Source organism: Mycobacterium hainanense, assembly GCF_041890355.1.
GTDB classification, from domain to species: Bacteria; Actinomycetota; Actinomycetes; order Mycobacteriales; family Mycobacteriaceae; genus Mycobacterium; species Mycobacterium hainanense.
This window is the reverse complement of sequence record NZ_CP169059.1, coordinates 3,679,770-3,695,576: the sequence shown is the minus strand read 5'-3', so window position 1 is coordinate 3,695,576 and position 15,807 is coordinate 3,679,770. Positions and strand designations below refer to the sequence as shown.

Below are 15,807 nucleotides of genomic sequence, written 5' to 3'. Positions count from 1 at the left end.
CATGAGCCGCGGCGGTGACGACGCAGTGGGGGTACCGCCCGCTTGCCGGGGACGTAGCGATGAGGTGGGGGCACCACCCGCTCGCGGGGGAGACCGTCGCAAATGAGCCGCGGCGGTGACGATGCAGAGCGTAGCGATGAGGAGGAGCGCCGCTCATGAGCAAGGTGCCGTTCCTCTCGCGGGCGGCGTTCGCGCGGCTCACCACGCCGACCGCCAAAGCGTGCCTGCGGATGGGGTTGACGCCGGACGTGGTCACCGTGCTGGGCACCACCGGGTCCGTGGCGGGAGCGCTCACGCTGTTCCCGATGGGCAAGTTGTTCGCGGGTGCCTGCGTGGTGTGGTTCTTCGTGCTGTTCGACATGCTGGACGGCGCCATGGCCCGCGAACGCGGGGGAGGCACCCGGTTCGGCGCCGTGCTGGACGCCACCTGCGACCGCGTCAGCGACGGCGCGGTGTTCTGCGGCCTGCTGTGGTGGGTGGCCTTCGGCATGCGCGACCAGCTGCTCGCGGTGGCGACCATGGTCTGCCTGGTCACCTCGCAGGTCATCTCCTATATCAAGGCGCGGGCCGAGGCCAGCGGGCTGCGCGGTGACGGCGGCATCATCGAACGCCCGGAACGGTTGATCATCGTCCTGGTCGGCGCCGGCGTGGCGGACTTCCCGTTCGTCGCCTGGCCGCCCGCCCTGCCGGTGGCGATGTGGCTGCTGGCGGTGGCCAGCGTCATCACCTGCGTGCAGCGGCTGCACACGGTGTGGACCTCGCCCGGCGCGACGGAGCGCATGCCGTGATCCCGGGGATGAGTCTGCTCACCGCGCCGGGGCGCCGGCTGTCCGGGACCGCCAGCGACTGGGCGTACGCGACCGGCTGGATGGCCGTGCGGGCGATGCCGGAATTCGCCGCGCGCTCGGCGTTCGGAGCCGGAGCCCGGTACGCGGCCCGCGGTGGTGGCCCGGAGCAGCTGCGCAAGAACCTGGCCCGGGTCATCGGTGTCGCGCCGGCCGAGGTGCCCGATGAGCTGATGCGGGCGTCGCTGGCCTCCTACGCCCGCTACTGGCGGGAGGCCTTCCGGCTGCCGACGATGGACCACCGCAAGCTGGCGAGCCAGCTCCACGAGTGGGTCGCGGGGCAAGACAATTTGGCGGCGGCGCTGGCCGCGGGCCGCGGCGCGATATGCGCGTTGCCGCACAGCGGCAACTGGGATATGGCCGGGGTATGGCTCGCGCAGACACACGGCACCTTCACCACGGTTGCCGAGCGGCTCAAGCCGGAGTCGCTGTACAGGCGCTTCATCGCCTTCCGGGAAAGCCTCGGGTTCGAGGTGCTGCCGCTGTCCGGCGGCGAGCGGCCGCCCTTCGAGGTGCTGTGCGAGCGGCTGCGGGCCAACCGAGTGGTGTGTCTGATGGCCGAGCGCGACCTCACTCGCAGTGGGGTCCAGGTCGACTTCTTCGGCGAACCCACCCGGATGCCCGCGGGCGCGGCGAAGCTCGCGATCGAGACCGGGGCGGCGCTGCTGCCATCGCATTGCTGGTTCGAGGGCGACCGCTCGCGGGTATGGATGCAGCCGCCCCTGGACTGCGGCAGCCGCGACGTCGGCGCCATCACCCAGGCGCTGGCTAACCGGTTCGCGCAGAACATCGCCGCGCACCCCGAGGACTGGCACATGATGCAACCGCAGTGGCTGGCCGACCTGTCCGAGGCCAAGCAGGCGCGGCTCAGGGAGACCTGATGCGCATCGGCATGGTCTGCCCCTACTCGTTCGACGTCCCGGGCGGGGTGCAGTCGCACGTCTTGCAGCTGGCCGAGGTGATGCGCGAGCGCGGGCAGGAGGTGAACGTCCTGGCGCCGGCGTCGCCGCACGCGGCCCTACCGGACTACGTCGTCTCCGCGGGCAAGGCGGTCCCGATTCCCTACAACGGCTCGGTGGCCCGGCTGCGGTTCGGCCCGGCAACCCACCGCAAGGTGAAAAAGTGGATCGCCGAAGGCGATTTCGACGTGCTGCACCTGCACGAGCCCAACGCGCCGAGCCTGTCGATGCTGGCCCTGAACATCGCCGAGGGACCGATCGTGGCGACGTTTCACACCTCGACCACCAAATCGCTGACCCTGACGGTCTTTCAGGGCATCCTGCGGCCGATGCACGAAAAGATCGTCGGCCGGATCGCGGTGTCGGACCTGGCCCGTCGCTGGCAGATGGAGGCGCTGGGCACCGACGCGGTCGAAATACCCAACGGCGTCGACGTCGACTCGTTCGCCTCGGCGCCCCCGCTGGACGACTACCCGCGGCCGGGCAAGACGGTGCTGTTCCTGGGCCGCTACGACGAGTCCCGCAAGGGCATGGCGGTCCTGCTCGACGCGCTGCCCGGGGTGGTGCAACACTTCCCGGACGTTCAGCTGCTGATCGTCGGCCACGGCGACGAGGCCGAATTACGCAGCCAGGCAGGCGAATTGGTTAAACACATGCGGTTTCTGGGCCAGGTCGACGACGCCGGGAAGGCGTCGGCGATGCGCAGCGCCGACGTGTATTGCGCGCCTCACCTGGGGGGTGAGAGCTTCGGCATCGTCCTGGTCGAGGCCATGGCCGCGGGCACCGCGGTGGTGGCCAGCGACCTGGACGCCTTCCGGCGGGTGCTGCGCGACGGTGAAGTGGGGTGCCTGGTGCCGGTCGGTGACGGCGCCGCGCTGGCGGACGCCCTCATCTCGGTGCTAGAAAACGATGTGCTGCGCGAACGCTATGTGGCGGCCGGTTCGGCCGCCGTCCAGCGCTACGACTGGTCGGTGGTGGCCAGCCAGATCATGCGCGTCTACGAGACGGTCGCGGCGACCGGCGCCAAGGTTCAGGTGGCCGGCTGATGACCTGGTTCGCCGTCGCCATCGCGGTATTCGTCGGACTGCTCGCGATCCTGGGGGCCTGGGCCTACCAGACGGCCAACCGGCTGGACCGGCTGCACGTCCGCTACGACCTGTCGTGGCAGGCGCTCGACGGCGCGCTCGCGCGGCGCGCGGTGGTCGCCCGTGCGGTCGCCATCGACGCCTACGGCGGCGCCCCGGAGGGCAGGCGGTTGGCCGCGCTGGCCGACGCCGCCGAGGCCGCACCGCGGCAGGAGCGCGAGTCGCGCGAGAACGAGCTCTCGGCCGCGCTGGCGGTCGTCGACCCGGCGTCGCTGCCGGCCGGGCTGATCGCCGAGCTGGCCGACGCCGAGGCCCGGGTGGTGCTGGCCCGCCGCTTCCACAATGACGCGGTTCGGGACACCCTGGCGCTGCGCGAGCGATTCCTGGTACGGACTCTTCGCCTCGGCGGAACTGCCGCGCTGCCAACCTATTTCGAGATCGTCGAGCGCCCGCACGCGCTGGCTCACGGCGACGTCGGCTCCTTCAACGGGGTGCTCAGCCACCGCACGTCGGCGCGCGTGGTGCTGCTCGACGAGACCGGTGCGGTGCTGCTGCTGTGCGGTTCGGACCCGGCGGTCGCCCGCGGCCCCCTCAAGAACCAAGCGCCGAAGTGGTGGATCACCGTCGGCGGGGAGGTGCAGCGGGGGGAGCGGTTGGCCGAGGCGGCCGCCCGCGAGCTGGCCGAGGAGACCGGACTGAAAGTCACGCCGGGCGACATGGTGGGCCCGGTCTGGCGGCGCGACGAGGTCTTCGAGTTCAACGGCTCGCTGATCGACAGCGAGGAGTTCTACTTCGTCCACCGCACCCAGCGGTTCGAGCCGTCCGGCGCCGGCCGGACCGACTTGGAACGCAGCTACATTCACGGCCACCGCTGGTGCGATGCCGCCGAAATCGCCCGGCTGGCCGCCGCCGGGGAGACGGTGTACCCCACCCAGCTTGCCGAGTTGCTCACGGACGCGGCCGCGCTGGCCGACGGCCGCACACCGGGTCCGCTGCTGCCCATCCGGTGAGCTAGAACCCGCTCGCGAAACCGTTGGAGGCCAGCGGCGGCACTGCCGCCACGAGCGGACTGCTGATGCCGGACGCAACGCCGGGGCCGAGGTAGCCGGCGGTGCTGAGCGCGCCCGGGAAAAGGCCGGGCGCATAGCCCAGGTCGACGATCGGCTTGAGGAACGGTTGGAGCAAGTCTGCCAATGGGTTCCCGATGATCGGCAGGAACATGCGCAGCGGGTCGAGCAGCGGCAACTGCGTGGTGGGCATGAAGTACAAGCTCAGGTTGCCGACCTGCTGGTGCAGGGCGGCCGCGACCTGTGCCGGGGCGACGAAGGGCATCGTATGGTGCAGCTCGAGGAAGCCGAACAGCGCGTTGAGGTCCGAGGGCAGCCACAGCGGGTGCAGCGGGAAGTCGGCGATCGCGTCGTATTGCAGCGTGAAGATCGACGTCGCGTAGGACGTGGTCAGCGGGGTTGCGAAATGGAAGGCGCCGAAGCCCGGTATGAAGTGCGTCAGGATGCCGCCCACCGGATTGTTCGGGTCGGCCAGCAACACGAAGTTGAGCAGATCCTGGCTCGGCCGTAGCGCGGTCGGCAGGGCTTGCAGATACCGCATTTCCAGGCTGGCGATGGTGGCGCTCTGCGAATATCCCACGACCACAACGTGATTCCCCGCGGCGGTTTGTGTCAGGATCGCGCTGTTCAGCGTCGCGACGCCCTGATAGACGGACTTGCCGAAGGTTTCGCTGCCGAGCCCGGTGACGGGCCAAAACTGTTCTGGCGTCTTCAAACTCACCAACGTGTACCCGGAGTAATGCTGGGCGAGATACGCCTGTTCGATGGACGTCATGTACTTCAGGTCCGGCGAAGGGTTGCCGGTGCCGCCCATGATCAGCGCGATCTTGTTCGACGTGGTGGACGACTGCATGGCGGCCGCGTTGGAGGCCTCGGTTTCGGCGTACGCGTTTTTGGCGGTGATCAGGGTCTGCACGAACTGCTTGTGAAACAGTTCCGCCTGCGCGCTGACCGCCTGGTACTGCTGGGCGTGGGCGTCGAGCAGGGCCGCCGCGCGCGCCGACACCGAATCGGCGGCCGGCGGCAGCACTCCCGTCGTCGGGGCCGCCGCCGCCGCGTTCGTCGCCTCGAGGTCCGAACCGATCGCCTGCAACTCGTCGGCGGCCGTCGCCATCGCGTCGGGGTCGGTGATCACGAACGACATCGGCGGTCCCCCTGGCTAACTCGACACCAGGCGGGCGGGCGGTGTCTCGCGCGGGGTGGCGGCGGCCGATCGCCCGGGGATGCCCGTGGAGGACAGGTGCGGGGTCGTGGGCAGGCTCGCTGAGACCGGGCTCGCCGCCGCACTGGGCGTCGCGGGAGCCGCGGGAGCCGTGGTTGCGGGCTGGGCGGTGGTGGGCCAGCTCGCCGGCACGGACAGCGTCCCGACCGAACCGGCCCGGCCGGTGCTCGCGGCGACCACGCGTCCGGCGAGTTGCGCGGTGATTGGGCCGCCCGTGCCCGGACTGGCCGTGGACGCCAGCACCGGGTCCATCGCGGGGCGACCGCCGGCGCTGGTCAGCACCGGATTGGCGCCGGACATGAGCTGGCCCACCATTTGCACGGGTTCCATCGCGAACTGGGCGGGCGTCGAGAGCATCTGCAGTTGCGACATCGGGTTCATCAGCTGCTGTGTCATCGACTGGATCAGCGAATCGAGCAGCTGCTGACCGAACGAGGTGAACGACGCGGTGGGCAGGCTCGTCAGGGTTAGCGGCGGGTCGGGGAACGGTGTCGACGCGGCCTCGGCCGCCCGGGTGCCGGCGTCGTAGCCGGTCATCGCCGCCACATCCTGGGCCCACATCTCGGCGTATTCGGCTTCGGTCGCCGCGATCGCCGCGGTGTTCTGGCCCAGGATGTTGGTCGCGATCAACGTCATCAGCAGGGCGCGGTTGGCCGCGACGACCTGCGGGGGCACCGTCGCGGTGAACGCCGCCTCGAACGCTCCGGCCGACAACCGGGCCTGGTTGGCCACCAGCTCCGCCTGCGCCGAGGTCGCGGTCATCCATTGCACGTAGGGGGTGGCCGCGGAAGCCATCGTCATCGACGCGGGCCCCTGCCACGCCCCACCCGTCAGCGCCGACACCGTCGCCTGGAAAGCGCTTGCCGCCGAACCCAATTGGGCGGCCACCCCGTCCCAGGCCGCGGCCGCCGCCCACATCGACGCGGAGCGCGGGCCGGCATACATGCGCGCCGAATTGATTTCCGGGGGCAACAGCACGAAATCCGGCAACATCCGGGACCCCTTCTCGGCCAACCACCACGGCCGGTGTGACCAGGCTCGCCATCCACGGATCCGCACCAGCAGCAACGGTCTGCGCAAACAGTCGACGCAATTGTTAGCACAATGTGACGCTCGTCGCACCCCCCTGGAGCAACTCGCGGAAGCGCGCGGAGAAGTCGCTTGTTTCCCCCACTAGACTCGAAGCTCGAGTGGTTCAAGGAGAGAAGGAGCTAGTGGAGAGCGGCGCACGGCCGAATCAGGCCAATCAGACGGGAACGGCGCGAGTCAAACGCGGTATGGCCGAGATGCTCAAGGGCGGCGTCATCATGGACGTCGTCACCCCGGAGCAGGCCCGCATCGCGGAGGCCGCCGGTGCCGTCGCCGTGATGGCGCTCGAACGGGTGCCCGCCGACATCCGCGCCCAGGGCGGGGTGTCGCGGATGAGCGACCCCGACATGATCGAGGGCATCATTGCCGCGGTGACCATTCCGGTGATGGCCAAGGCGCGCATCGGCCATTTCGTCGAGGCGCAGATCCTGCAGAGCCTCGGCGTGGATTACGTCGACGAGTCCGAGGTGCTCACACCCGCGGACTACACCCACCACATCGACAAGTGGAAGTTCACCGTGCCGTTCGTGTGCGGGGCGACCAACCTGGGCGAGGCGCTGCGGCGCATCAGCGAGGGCGCCGCCATGATCCGGTCCAAGGGCGAGGCCGGCACCGGCGACGTCTCCAACGCCACCACGCACATGCGGGCGATCGGCGGCGAGATCCGCCGGCTGACCTCGCTGTCGGAGGACGAATTGTTCGTCGCCGCAAAGGAATTGCGCGCACCTTATGAGCTCGTGGTCGAGGTGGCCCGGGCGGGCAAGCTGCCCGTCACCCTGTTCACCGCCGGTGGCATCGCCACGCCGGCCGACGCGGCGATGATGATGCAGCTCGGGGCCGAGGGCGTTTTCGTCGGCTCGGGCATCTTCAAGTCCGGGGATCCCGCGCAGCGGGCCGCCGCCATCGTCAAGGCGACCACCTTCTACGACGACCCGGACGTGCTGGCCAAGGTGTCGCGTGGGCTGGGCGAGGCCATGGTGGGCATCAACGTCGAGCAGATCGCGCAGCCCCACCGGCTTGCCGAACGCGGCTGGTAAGCCGGGGGCTGTTGGTGGCGATCGAAGAGATCCTTGATCTGGAGCAACTAGAGGTCAATATCTACCGCGGCCGGGTGTTCAGCCCGGAATCCGGATACTTCCAGCGCACGTTCGGCGGCCACGTCGCGGGCCAGTCGCTGGTCTCGGCGGTGCGCACCGTAGACCCGCGCTACCAGGTGCACTCGCTGCACGGCTATTTCCTGCGGCCCGGGGACGCCAACCAGCCCACGGTCTTCATCGTGGAACGCACCCGCGACGGCGGCTCGTTCGCCACCCGGCGCGTCAACGCGATTCAGCACGGCGAAATCATCTTCAGCATGGGGGCGTCCTTCCAGACCGATCAGGAGGGCATCCACCACCAGGACGTCATGCCGCCGGCGCCGCCACCCGACGGGCTGCCCGGCCTGGACTCGATCAAGGTGTTCGACGACGCCGGCTTCAAGCAGTTCGAGGAGTGGGACGTCTGCATCGTGCCGCGCGACCAACTGCAGTTCTCGCCCGGCAAGGCCTCCCAGCAGCAGGTGTGGTTTCGCCACCGCGACCCGCTGCCCGACGACCCGGTGCTGCACATCTGCGCGCTGGCCTACATGAGCGACCTCACGTTGCTGGGATCGGCGCAGGTCACCCACCTCGACGTCCGCGAGCATCTGCAAGTGGCGTCGCTGGACCACGCGATGTGGTTCATGCGGGCTTTCCGGGCCGACGAATGGCTGCTCTACGACCAGTCGTCGCCGTCGGCCAGCGGCGGCCGCTCGCTGTGCCAGGGCAAGATCTTCACGCAGTCCGGCGAGATGGTGGCGGCGGTCATGCAGGAGGGGCTGACCCGCTTTCCGCGCGGATTTCAGCCCACCGCGCAGTGAACGCGCCGCGCATCGGCGTGCTGGCGCTGCAGGGCGACACCCGCGAGCACCTGGCGGCGCTGGGCGAGGCCGGGGCCGATTCGATGCCGGTGCGGCGCCGCGCCGAGCTGGAGAAGGTCGACGGCCTGGTCATACCCGGCGGGGAGTCCACCACGATGAGCCACCTGCTGTTGGACCTTGATCTGCTGGAGCCGCTGCGCGGGCTGCTGGCCGACGGGCTGCCCGCCTACGGCGCATGCGCGGGCATGATCCTGCTCGCCAGCGAAATCCTGGACGCCGGCGCGGGCGGGCGGGAGGCGCTGCCGCTGCGGGCGATCGATATGACCGTGCGGCGCAACGCATTCGGCCGTCAGGTCGATTCCTTCGAGGGCGACATACCGTTCGCCGGTCTGGACGGTCCGGTGCGCGCGGTGTTCATCCGCGCGCCGTGGGTCGAGCGGTCCGGCGACGGCGTGCAGGCGCTGGCCGAAGCGGCCGGACACACGGTCGCGGTGCGGCAGGGCAAGAATCTGGCGACGGCCTTTCATCCCGAGATGACCGGTGATCGCCGCGTTCACCAGCTCTTCGTTGACATCGTCAACGGGCTCGCCTGACACGCCGACGCCTGGGTGTCACGCTGGCGTGACGCTCGGCGCCGACAGCCACGCTGGCGTGACGCTCGGCGAGGTCCAACGCCCACGTAGACTCGTCTGGCGAACTTTCGAAGACAGAAGAGGTAAGAAACACCGATGAGCGGCCATTCCAAGTGGGCCACCACCAAGCACCAGAAGGCCGTCAAGGACGCGCGCCGCGGCAAGGAGTTTGCCCGGCTGATCAAGAACATCGAGGTCGCGGCCCGTACCGGCGGGGGGGACCCGGCGGGCAACCCGACGCTGTATGACGCCATTCAGAAGGCCAAGAAGACGTCGGTGCCCAACGACAACATCGAGCGCGCCCGCAAGCGCGGCGCCGGCGAGGAAGCCGGCGGCGCGGACTACCAGACGATCATGTACGAGGGCTACGGTCCCAACGGTGTGGCGGTGCTGATCGAATGTCTGACCGACAATCGCAACCGCGCGGCCGGCGAGGTCCGGGTGGCGGTGACCCGCAACGGCGGCACGATGGCCGACCCGGGTTCGGTGTCGTATCTGTTCACCCGCAAGGGCGTCGTCACGCTGGAGAAGAACGGCCTGACCGAGGACGACCTGCTGGCCGCCGTGCTTGACGCGGGCGCCGAGGACGTCAACGACCTCGGCGACAGCTTCGAAATCATCTCCGAGCCAACCGATCTGGTCGCCGTGCGGACCGCCCTGCAGGACGCCGGCATCGACTACGAGTCAGCCGAGGCCAGCTTCCAGCCTTCGGTCAGCGTGCCGGTCGACGTCGACGGCGCCCGGAAGGTGTTCAAGCTTGTCGACGCCCTCGAAGACAGCGACGACGTGCAGAACGTCTGGACCAATGTCGACCTGTCCGATGAGGTCTTGGCCGCCCTCGACGAGGACTGACTAGTCGCCGATCGCAAGCGCGGCGCTGGCGCCGGGCGCCGCGGGTCGGCGCCATTGAAACTAGTCGTATCCGTGCCGCATGTCCTCGACGATGCGCGGATTGTCCAACGTTGACGGGTCCAGAGCGCGGGGCCGGGTGTCGTCGGGAAACACCGTGGCGGCGTCGAGCACCTGCTGATTGAGGAAGCGCAGCGGGGGCGCGTTCGGCGGCACGGTGGGTGCGGGCGGGCTGGACCCGCGGTGCGCCAGGGTGAAACCCCAGTCGCCGAACGTCGGCACGTAGACGTGATACGGCGTCACCGCGTAGCCGGCGGCGCGGATCGACGAGGTGGTGCGCCAGAACGCGGTCTGCGTTGAGAACGGGCTGCCGGCCTGCACGACCATGAGACCGTCGGCGGCCAGCGCGTGCCCCACCAGCGCGTAGAACTCCGTCGAGTAGAGCCGGCCCAGCACCGGGGTGTCGGGGTCGGGAAGGTCGACGATGATCGCGTCGAAACCCGCAGGCGGGACGACGTCGGGGTGCGGCGAGCGCAACCAGCGCATGGCGTCGTCGATCACCACCTTGACGCGCGGGCTGTCCAGGGAGCCGCCGTTGGCCCTGCGCATGGTGGTGCGCGCGAGCTGGATCACCGCGGGGTCGAGTTCCACCTGCACGATCGTCGTGATGCCCGGCTGGCGCAGCAGTTCGCGGGCCACCAGCCCGTCGCCGCCGCCGAGCACGAGCACTGTTCGCGCGTTGGCCCCCAGCGCGGGGTAGACCAGGCTTTCGGTGTAGCGGTATTCGTCCCGGGTGGAGAACTGCAGGCCGCCGTCCAGGTAGAGCCGCATGTCGTTGCCGCGCTGGGTGACCACGATCTCCTGGTAGGCCGAGTGCTGGTAGGCGATGATCGGGTCGGCGTAGAGCCGTTGCCGGCTCGTTGTCTCGATGTCGGCGGAACGCGCCAGCAGCGTCGCCAGCAACGCCAGCGCCGCGGCCAGCGCGCACAGGGTCATCGCCAGCTGCCGGGCCGAAACCAGCCGGCGCAGCACGAAGACCGCCACGACGGCCGCGGCGACCAGGTTGACGACGCCGGTGGCCGCCGCGCCGCGGATCATGCCCAGCTGCGGCAGCAGCAGGAACGGCCACACCAGGCCGCCCAGCAGCGCACCGAGATAGTCGGCCGCGTTGAGGTTGGCCAGCGTCCGGCCGGTGTCGGGCGCCGCGCCGCTGCGGCCGCGTTGCAGCATGGTCATCAGCAGCGGCACCTCGGCGCCGACCAGCCCACCGATTAAGGCCGTGCCCAGCGCCAGCATCCACATTGACTCGTCGTCGATGAACGCGAACACCGTGTAGAGCGCCGCGGCCGACAAGCCACCGACGATGCTCAGCAGCACCTCCACCGCGACGAACGCGACGGCCGCGTGCGCCAGCAGCGGCTTGACCACCAGGGCGCCCACCCCGAGCGCGGCGATGTAGCCCGCGACGATCAACGAGGTGGCGACGATGCCGCCGCCGTTCAGGCTCGCCGCCAGCGTCAGCAGCGCGAGTTCGTAGATGATTCCGGACGCCGCGCAGGCCGCGACGGCGGCCAGCAGCACGGCCCGCCACCGCCCGGGCAGCGCCGCCGAGGCGACGGAAGGCGCTGCCCGGCTTTCCGTTGAGGTCATGAGATGGCGGCCGCGATCACTCCTCCCACCGCCACCAGCATGGTGGCGGTGGCAAAAGCAGCCGGATGCAGCTCGGGCTCGTCGACGTGCTCGCGGAACTTACCGGGCACCGCGATCTGCAGGATCAGCAGCGCCCCGCCCTGCAGCAAGACACCCACCAGTCCGTAGACCGCGACGCCGACGAGTCCCTGGCCCAGCTGGCTGTAGCTGCTCGCGATGGCGCTGATGATGACGATGGCGAGCGCGATGTACATGGCGGAGGCGAGGACGACCGCGTTCGGGCGCTTGTCGATGAATACCAGCTGGCGCAGGCTGCCGGGGGTGAGGACGTCCACCATCAGGAAGCCGGCGATCAGGACGACGACGCCGACCGCGAAGTACAGGACGACGGCGAGCACGCCCTGGGCGATCGTGCCGAAGTTGGTGGATCCGAAATCGATCGCGAGGTACATGGTCGGTCTCCTTTGCGTTTCCGGCTAGAGGTCACTTGGTTCCGCCCGGGCCGCCCGGGCTGCCCCCGGCGCCACCCGAGGGGGAGCCGGGCGTGAAGCCGGGGCCGAGGAAGATGAACGCGCCGTGGCTGTATCCGGCGTTCAGGCTTTCCAGACGGATGCTGCACGGGTGATTGCCGTCGGGGCCGACGGTCACGATGTTGTTGCTGTAGCGCAGGTACTCGTTGTCGCCGTTGGCGGCACGCGCCTCGGGGGCCTGATAGTCGGCGAGCGTGTCGGCCACGTCGTCGGCGGAGCCGCTGCATTCGTAACGCGTCCCGTTCGCGTCGTGGGCGTACTCGTGATAGTGGCCGGCGATGTAGGAGGCAATGTTCTTCCGCGACAGGATGATTCCGAACACCAAGCAGACCGTGGCGGCGGCGGCCAGCACGCCGGCGATCACGAACAGGCGGTTGCGGCTCACGGATGCCACCTGCTGGTCGTGTGGACGACCATGCCGCCACCGCCGGTCGGATACAGGTGCCAGGTCCGCCAGTGCCAACCGGCGCCGTCGGGTTCGGCGGCCAGCGCGGTCAGCGCGGCGTCGTCACCGGGGAAGGAGCCGCCAAGCCAACCCGTTTCGCGCGCGCAGCGGTCACGAAGATCGCGCGCCAGGCGGCGGAAGGTGCCCTCGTCATAAGTGTCCGTGCGCGACTGAAGGGAGTAGCCGGGCGCGGCCGTGCGCTCGGGCAGGTCGACGCCGAGGCCGCGCGCCGTGCACGAAACCTCCTCGGAGAACCGGCCCGTCGCGTGCTCGACCGTGACGACGTGCGACGCGCCGAGGACCCCGAGCCGCAGCGCGCCGCCGCCGGGGTGGTGCAGCACGCAGGTCGCCAGCGGTGGCGGCGCGGGCGCGTTGAGCGCGAGTCCGAGTTTCTGCCCCGACACGTCCGAAGGGGCTACGGCGAGCTGATGAAGCGGCACCGGCGCGTCCTAGGAGGACGAGGGTGGGGGTGCCGGGTACACGGTCAGCTCGCCGGCCAGCACCAATTTGCCGGTCGAGACCTCCCACGGCATGCCCGGCGCCCAGCGCTCGAACGAGAGCAGTAGGGACTCATCGGAATTGGCGCAGTCGACGAACTCCATCTCGCCGCCCGCGGGCAGGCCCGTGGTGCCCTCGGTGGTGAACGAGGCGCGACCGCGTTCCGACTCGTGAAACGTCACCCCGTCGACCACGTACTGGCCGCCCGGCTGCAGCACGAGGTCCTTGCGACTGACCCACATCGCCAGCTCGAGGCGCCCGTCGTCCTCCTCGACGCTGAACCAGATCGGCTGGTCGCCGCCCTCCAGCAGGTGTTCCCACCACACGAACGGGCCCTCGCGGTACGTCACCGATCCGCGCACGACGTAATCGACGCCGCCGTAGCTCACGATGGCGCCGGGGCCCAGTTGCCGCGGACCGAACTCCGGCATCGCGTTGAATGAGAGCGGATCCTGGCGGCCGCGTGGGGTGGTCGGTTGCTTGGGGCGCCGCAAAGCGATGACGAGTACGACGATGGACGCGATGAACAGCACGATCGCGATGACGACCAGCAGTGATCCCACGCGAGCCCTTCCGTTGCCACCTGTCTTGAGCGAACGTGACGTAAAGCTAACAGCTTTTCGGTGGGTTCGGCGTTGTAACGTCGCGGCCCGGAATCAGCGATACCGCCGCGTGTCCTGCGCACGGCCGTCGGTCCCGGCCGCTAGGGTATCGAACAGCTGTTCTACAGGTGGGAGCGGGCAATGCGCGTGATGGGCATCGACCCCGGGCTGACCCGATGCGGACTGTCGGTCGTGGAAAGTGGGCGCGGGCGAAACGTGGTCGCGCTGGACGTGGACGTGGTGCGGACACCGTCGGATGCGCCGCTGGCCAAGCGGCTGTTGACCATCAGCGACGCCGTCGAGCATTGGCTGGCCACCCACCAACCGGACGTCGTCGCGATCGAGCGGGTGTTCTCCCAGCTGAACGTGTCGACGGTGATGGGCACCGCGCAGGCCGGCGGGGTGGTGGCGCTGGCGGCGGCCAAGCGCGGCATCGACGTGCATTTCCACACCCCCAGCGAGGTCAAGGCCGCGGTGACGGGCAACGGCGCAGCCGACAAGGCTCAGGTCACCGCGATGGTCACGAAAATCCTTGCGCTGCAAGCCAAGCCGACCCCGGCGGACGCCGCGGATGCGCTGGCTTTGGCGATCTGCCATTGCTGGCGCGCGCCGATGATGGCCCGGATGGCCGCTGCCGAGGCGCTGGCCGCGCAGCAGCGGCACGCGTACCTGGCCAAGCTGAAGGCCGCGCGATGATCGCCTCGGTACGGGGTGAGGTGCTCGAGGTGGCGCTCGACCATGCGGTCATCGAGGCCGCCGGCGTCGGCTACCGGGTGAACGCAACGCCGTCGACACTGGCCACGCTGCGCACCGGGACCGAGGCGCGCCTGATCACCGCGATGGTGGTGCGGGAGGACTCGATGACGCTGTACGGGTTCACCGACGCCGAGACCCGCGACCTGTTCCTGACCCTGCTGACCGTGTCGGGGGTGGGCCCGCGCCTGGCGATGGCGACGCTGGCGGTGCACGACGCCGCGGCGCTGCGGCAGGTCCTGCACGACAGCGACGTCGTCGCGCTGACCCGGGTCCCCGGGATCGGCAAACGCGGGGCCGAACGGATGGTGCTCGAGCTGCGGGACAAGGTGGGCGCGGTGTCGGCGGGCGCACCCGCGTCCGTGGTGAACGGGCACGGGGTGCGCGGGCCGGTGGTCGAGGCCCTGGTCGGCCTGGGCTTCGCGGTCAAGCAGGCCGAGGAGGCCACCGACAAGGTGCTGGCCACCGATCAGGACGCCACGACGTCCGGCGCCCTGCGCGCCGCCCTCTCGCTGCTGGGCAAGTCCCGATGAGCAGCCCCGACGACGACTTCGCCGACCGCGAGCTGTCCCCGGCGCTGGCCGTCGGGGAGGGCGACGTCGACGTCAGCCTGCGGCCACGCTCGCTGCGGGAGTTCATCGGTCAGCCGCGGGTGCGCGAACAGCTCCAGCTGGTCATCGAGGGCGCCAAGAACCGCGGCGGCACACCGGATCACATCCTGTTGTCGGGTCCGCCGGGGCTGGGCAAGACGTCGCTGGCCATGATCATCGCCGCCGAGCTCGGGTCCTCGTTGCGGGTGACGTCGGGTCCCGCGCTGGAACGCGCCGGTGACCTGGCCGCGATGCTGTCCAACCTGGTCGAGCACGACGTGCTGTTCATCGACGAGATTCACCGCATCGCCAGGCCCGCCGAGGAAATGCTGTACCTGGCGATGGAGGACTTCCGCGTCGACGTCGTGGTCGGCAAGGGCCCCGGGGCGACGTCGATACCCCTGGAGGTGGCGCCCTTCACCCTGGTCGGCGCCACCACCCGGTCCGGCGCGCTGACCGGCCCGCTGCGCGACCGGTTCGGGTTCACCGCGCACATGGACTTCTACGAGCCCGCCGAGCTGGAGCGGGTGCTGGCCCGTTCCGCCGGCATCCTCGGCATCGAGCTGGGCGACGAGGCGGCCGAGGAGATCGCCCGGCGCTCGCGTGGGACGCCGCGCATCGCCAACCGGCTGCTGCGCCGGGTCCGCGACTTCGCCGAGGTGCGCGCCGACGGGGTGATCACCCGCGACGTCGCCAAGGCCGCGCTGGCGGTCTACGACGTCGACGAACTCGGCTTGGACCGGCTGGACCGGGCGGTGCTGTCGGCCCTGACCCGCAGCTTCGGCGGCGGCCCGGTCGGGGTCTCGACGCTGGCGGTGGCCGTGGGCGAAGAGGCGACCACGGTCGAGGAGGTGTGCGAGCCCTTCCTGGTGCGCGCGGGGATGGTCGCCCGCACGCCGCGGGGCCGGGTCGCCACCGCGCAGGCGTGGACGCATTTGGGCATGAGCCCGCCGGCGGGTGTCACGGGGCTGGGCCAACCCGGTCTGTTCGACTAGACGACCGCGAGCGCGGCGTAGCCGGGCGAAGCGGGTCGGCACCATTCGACCAGTGACGACCGCGAGCGCCAAGGCTTCCGCGACCAAATCGTGACCTTT

General features: G+C 70.0%; 18 protein-coding genes and 1 pseudogene. 12 read left to right on the top strand and 7 right to left on the bottom strand.

Features of this window, described 5'->3' with window-relative positions:
- Nucleotide 1 precedes the first annotated feature (1 nt).
- The 5 genes and pseudogenes from ACEL92_RS16970 to ACEL92_RS16950 all read left to right on the top strand — a co-directional run.
- Nucleotides 2-76: pseudogene (locus ACEL92_RS16970) on the top strand (hypothetical protein); the annotation flags it as partial.
- Nucleotides 77-155: 79 nt separating this feature from the next.
- Nucleotides 156-788 (top strand): phosphatidylinositol phosphate synthase, encoded by a 633-nt coding sequence (pgsA, locus tag ACEL92_RS16965; protein ID WP_374021889.1) that lies wholly within the window; start codon nucleotides 156-158, stop codon nucleotides 786-788.
- An 8-nt stretch (nucleotides 789-796) separates the two neighbouring features.
- A complete protein-coding gene (locus tag ACEL92_RS16960) occupies nucleotides 797-1,726 on the top strand; it encodes a phosphatidylinositol mannoside acyltransferase (RefSeq protein WP_374021888.1) in 930 nt (309 codons plus the stop codon).
- Entirely contained in the window at nucleotides 1,726-2,850 is a 1,125-nt protein-coding gene (locus tag ACEL92_RS16955) for a glycosyltransferase family 4 protein (protein ID WP_374021887.1), read from the top strand. The genes ACEL92_RS16960 and ACEL92_RS16955 overlap by 1 nt, the downstream gene beginning before the upstream one ends.
- Nucleotides 2,850-3,899: an NUDIX domain-containing protein gene (locus tag ACEL92_RS16950; protein ID WP_374021886.1), complete on the top strand. Its 1,050-nt coding sequence runs from the start codon at nucleotides 2,850-2,852 to the stop codon at nucleotides 3,897-3,899. The genes ACEL92_RS16955 and ACEL92_RS16950 overlap by 1 nt, the downstream gene beginning before the upstream one ends.
- Before the next feature lies 1 nt (nucleotide 3,900).
- On the opposite strand, the gene ACEL92_RS16945 is transcribed toward ACEL92_RS16950, so the two are convergent.
- Both ACEL92_RS16945 and ACEL92_RS16940 read right to left on the bottom strand, forming a co-directional pair.
- On the bottom strand, nucleotides 3,901-5,100 hold the full coding sequence (locus ACEL92_RS16945; RefSeq protein WP_374021885.1) for a PE-PPE domain-containing protein: 1,200 nt from the start codon (nucleotides 5,098-5,100) through the stop codon (nucleotides 3,901-3,903).
- A 15-nt stretch (nucleotides 5,101-5,115) separates the two neighbouring features.
- Nucleotides 5,116-6,171 (bottom strand): PPE family protein, encoded by a 1,056-nt coding sequence (locus ACEL92_RS16940; protein WP_374021884.1) that lies wholly within the window; start codon nucleotides 6,169-6,171, stop codon nucleotides 5,116-5,118.
- 221 nt (nucleotides 6,172-6,392) lie between these two features.
- On the opposite strand from ACEL92_RS16940, the gene pdxS reads away from it, so the two are divergent.
- The 4 genes from pdxS to ACEL92_RS16920 all read left to right on the top strand — a co-directional run bounded on the left by pdxS (nucleotide 6,393) and on the right by ACEL92_RS16920 (nucleotide 9,648).
- Nucleotides 6,393-7,304, top strand: a complete 912-nt coding sequence (pdxS, locus tag ACEL92_RS16935) for a pyridoxal 5'-phosphate synthase lyase subunit PdxS (protein WP_374021883.1) — start codon at nucleotides 6,393-6,395, stop codon at nucleotides 7,302-7,304.
- A gap of 14 nt (nucleotides 7,305-7,318) precedes the next feature.
- Nucleotides 7,319-8,164, top strand: coding sequence for an acyl-CoA thioesterase II (gene tesB, locus ACEL92_RS16930; RefSeq protein ID WP_374021882.1), 846 nt, complete (start codon nucleotides 7,319-7,321; stop codon nucleotides 8,162-8,164).
- Nucleotides 8,161-8,757 carry a pyridoxal 5'-phosphate synthase glutaminase subunit PdxT gene (gene pdxT, locus ACEL92_RS16925; protein WP_374021881.1) on the top strand — a complete coding sequence of 199 codons (597 nt, stop codon included), beginning with the start codon at nucleotides 8,161-8,163 and terminating at the stop codon, nucleotides 8,755-8,757. Before tesB ends, pdxT begins: the two co-directional genes overlap by 4 nt.
- Before the next feature lie 135 nt (nucleotides 8,758-8,892).
- A complete protein-coding gene (locus ACEL92_RS16920) occupies nucleotides 8,893-9,648 on the top strand; it encodes a YebC/PmpR family DNA-binding transcriptional regulator (protein WP_068084934.1) in 756 nt (251 codons plus the stop codon).
- Between the two features lie 60 nt (nucleotides 9,649-9,708).
- On the opposite strand, the gene ACEL92_RS16915 is transcribed toward ACEL92_RS16920, so the two are convergent.
- Genes ACEL92_RS16915 through ACEL92_RS16895 form a run of 5 tightly spaced genes read right to left on the bottom strand, consistent with a single transcriptional unit; the run spans nucleotide 9,709 to nucleotide 13,331 of the window.
- Nucleotides 9,709-11,295 carry a polyamine aminopropyltransferase gene (locus ACEL92_RS16915; RefSeq protein ID WP_374021880.1) on the bottom strand — a complete coding sequence of 529 codons (1,587 nt, stop codon included), beginning with the start codon at nucleotides 11,293-11,295 and terminating at the stop codon, nucleotides 9,709-9,711.
- Nucleotides 11,292-11,747 (bottom strand): DUF350 domain-containing protein, encoded by a 456-nt coding sequence (locus ACEL92_RS16910; RefSeq protein ID WP_374021879.1) that lies wholly within the window; start codon nucleotides 11,745-11,747, stop codon nucleotides 11,292-11,294. Before ACEL92_RS16910 ends, ACEL92_RS16915 begins: the two co-directional genes overlap by 4 nt.
- A 31-nt stretch (nucleotides 11,748-11,778) precedes the next feature.
- The gene (locus ACEL92_RS16905) at nucleotides 11,779-12,210 is read right to left on the bottom strand and encodes a DUF4247 domain-containing protein (protein WP_374021878.1); all 432 of its coding nucleotides are present in this window, start codon (nucleotides 12,208-12,210) and stop codon (nucleotides 11,779-11,781) included.
- Entirely contained in the window at nucleotides 12,207-12,710 is a 504-nt protein-coding gene (locus ACEL92_RS16900; protein WP_374021877.1) for a DUF2617 family protein, read from the bottom strand. The genes ACEL92_RS16905 and ACEL92_RS16900 overlap by 4 nt, the downstream gene beginning before the upstream one ends.
- Nucleotides 12,711-12,719: 9 nt before the next feature.
- The gene (locus tag ACEL92_RS16895) at nucleotides 12,720-13,331 is read right to left on the bottom strand and encodes a DUF4178 domain-containing protein (RefSeq protein ID WP_374021876.1); all 612 of its coding nucleotides are present in this window, start codon (nucleotides 13,329-13,331) and stop codon (nucleotides 12,720-12,722) included.
- A 180-nt stretch (nucleotides 13,332-13,511) separates the two neighbouring features.
- On the opposite strand from ACEL92_RS16895, the gene ruvC reads away from it, so the two are divergent.
- Genes ruvC through ruvB form a run of 3 tightly spaced genes read left to right on the top strand, consistent with a single transcriptional unit; the run spans nucleotide 13,512 to nucleotide 15,708 of the window.
- Nucleotides 13,512-14,066: a crossover junction endodeoxyribonuclease RuvC gene (gene ruvC / locus ACEL92_RS16890; RefSeq protein WP_374021875.1), complete on the top strand. Its 555-nt coding sequence runs from the start codon at nucleotides 13,512-13,514 to the stop codon at nucleotides 14,064-14,066.
- Complete coding sequence (gene ruvA, locus ACEL92_RS16885; protein WP_374021874.1) at nucleotides 14,063-14,656, top strand: Holliday junction branch migration protein RuvA; 594 nt, start codon at nucleotides 14,063-14,065, stop codon at nucleotides 14,654-14,656. The genes ruvC and ruvA overlap by 4 nt, the downstream gene beginning before the upstream one ends.
- Nucleotides 14,653-15,708 (top strand): Holliday junction branch migration DNA helicase RuvB, encoded by a 1,056-nt coding sequence (gene ruvB / locus ACEL92_RS16880; RefSeq protein WP_374021873.1) that lies wholly within the window; start codon nucleotides 14,653-14,655, stop codon nucleotides 15,706-15,708. Before ruvA ends, ruvB begins: the two co-directional genes overlap by 4 nt.
- Nucleotides 15,709-15,807: the final 99 nt, after the last annotated feature.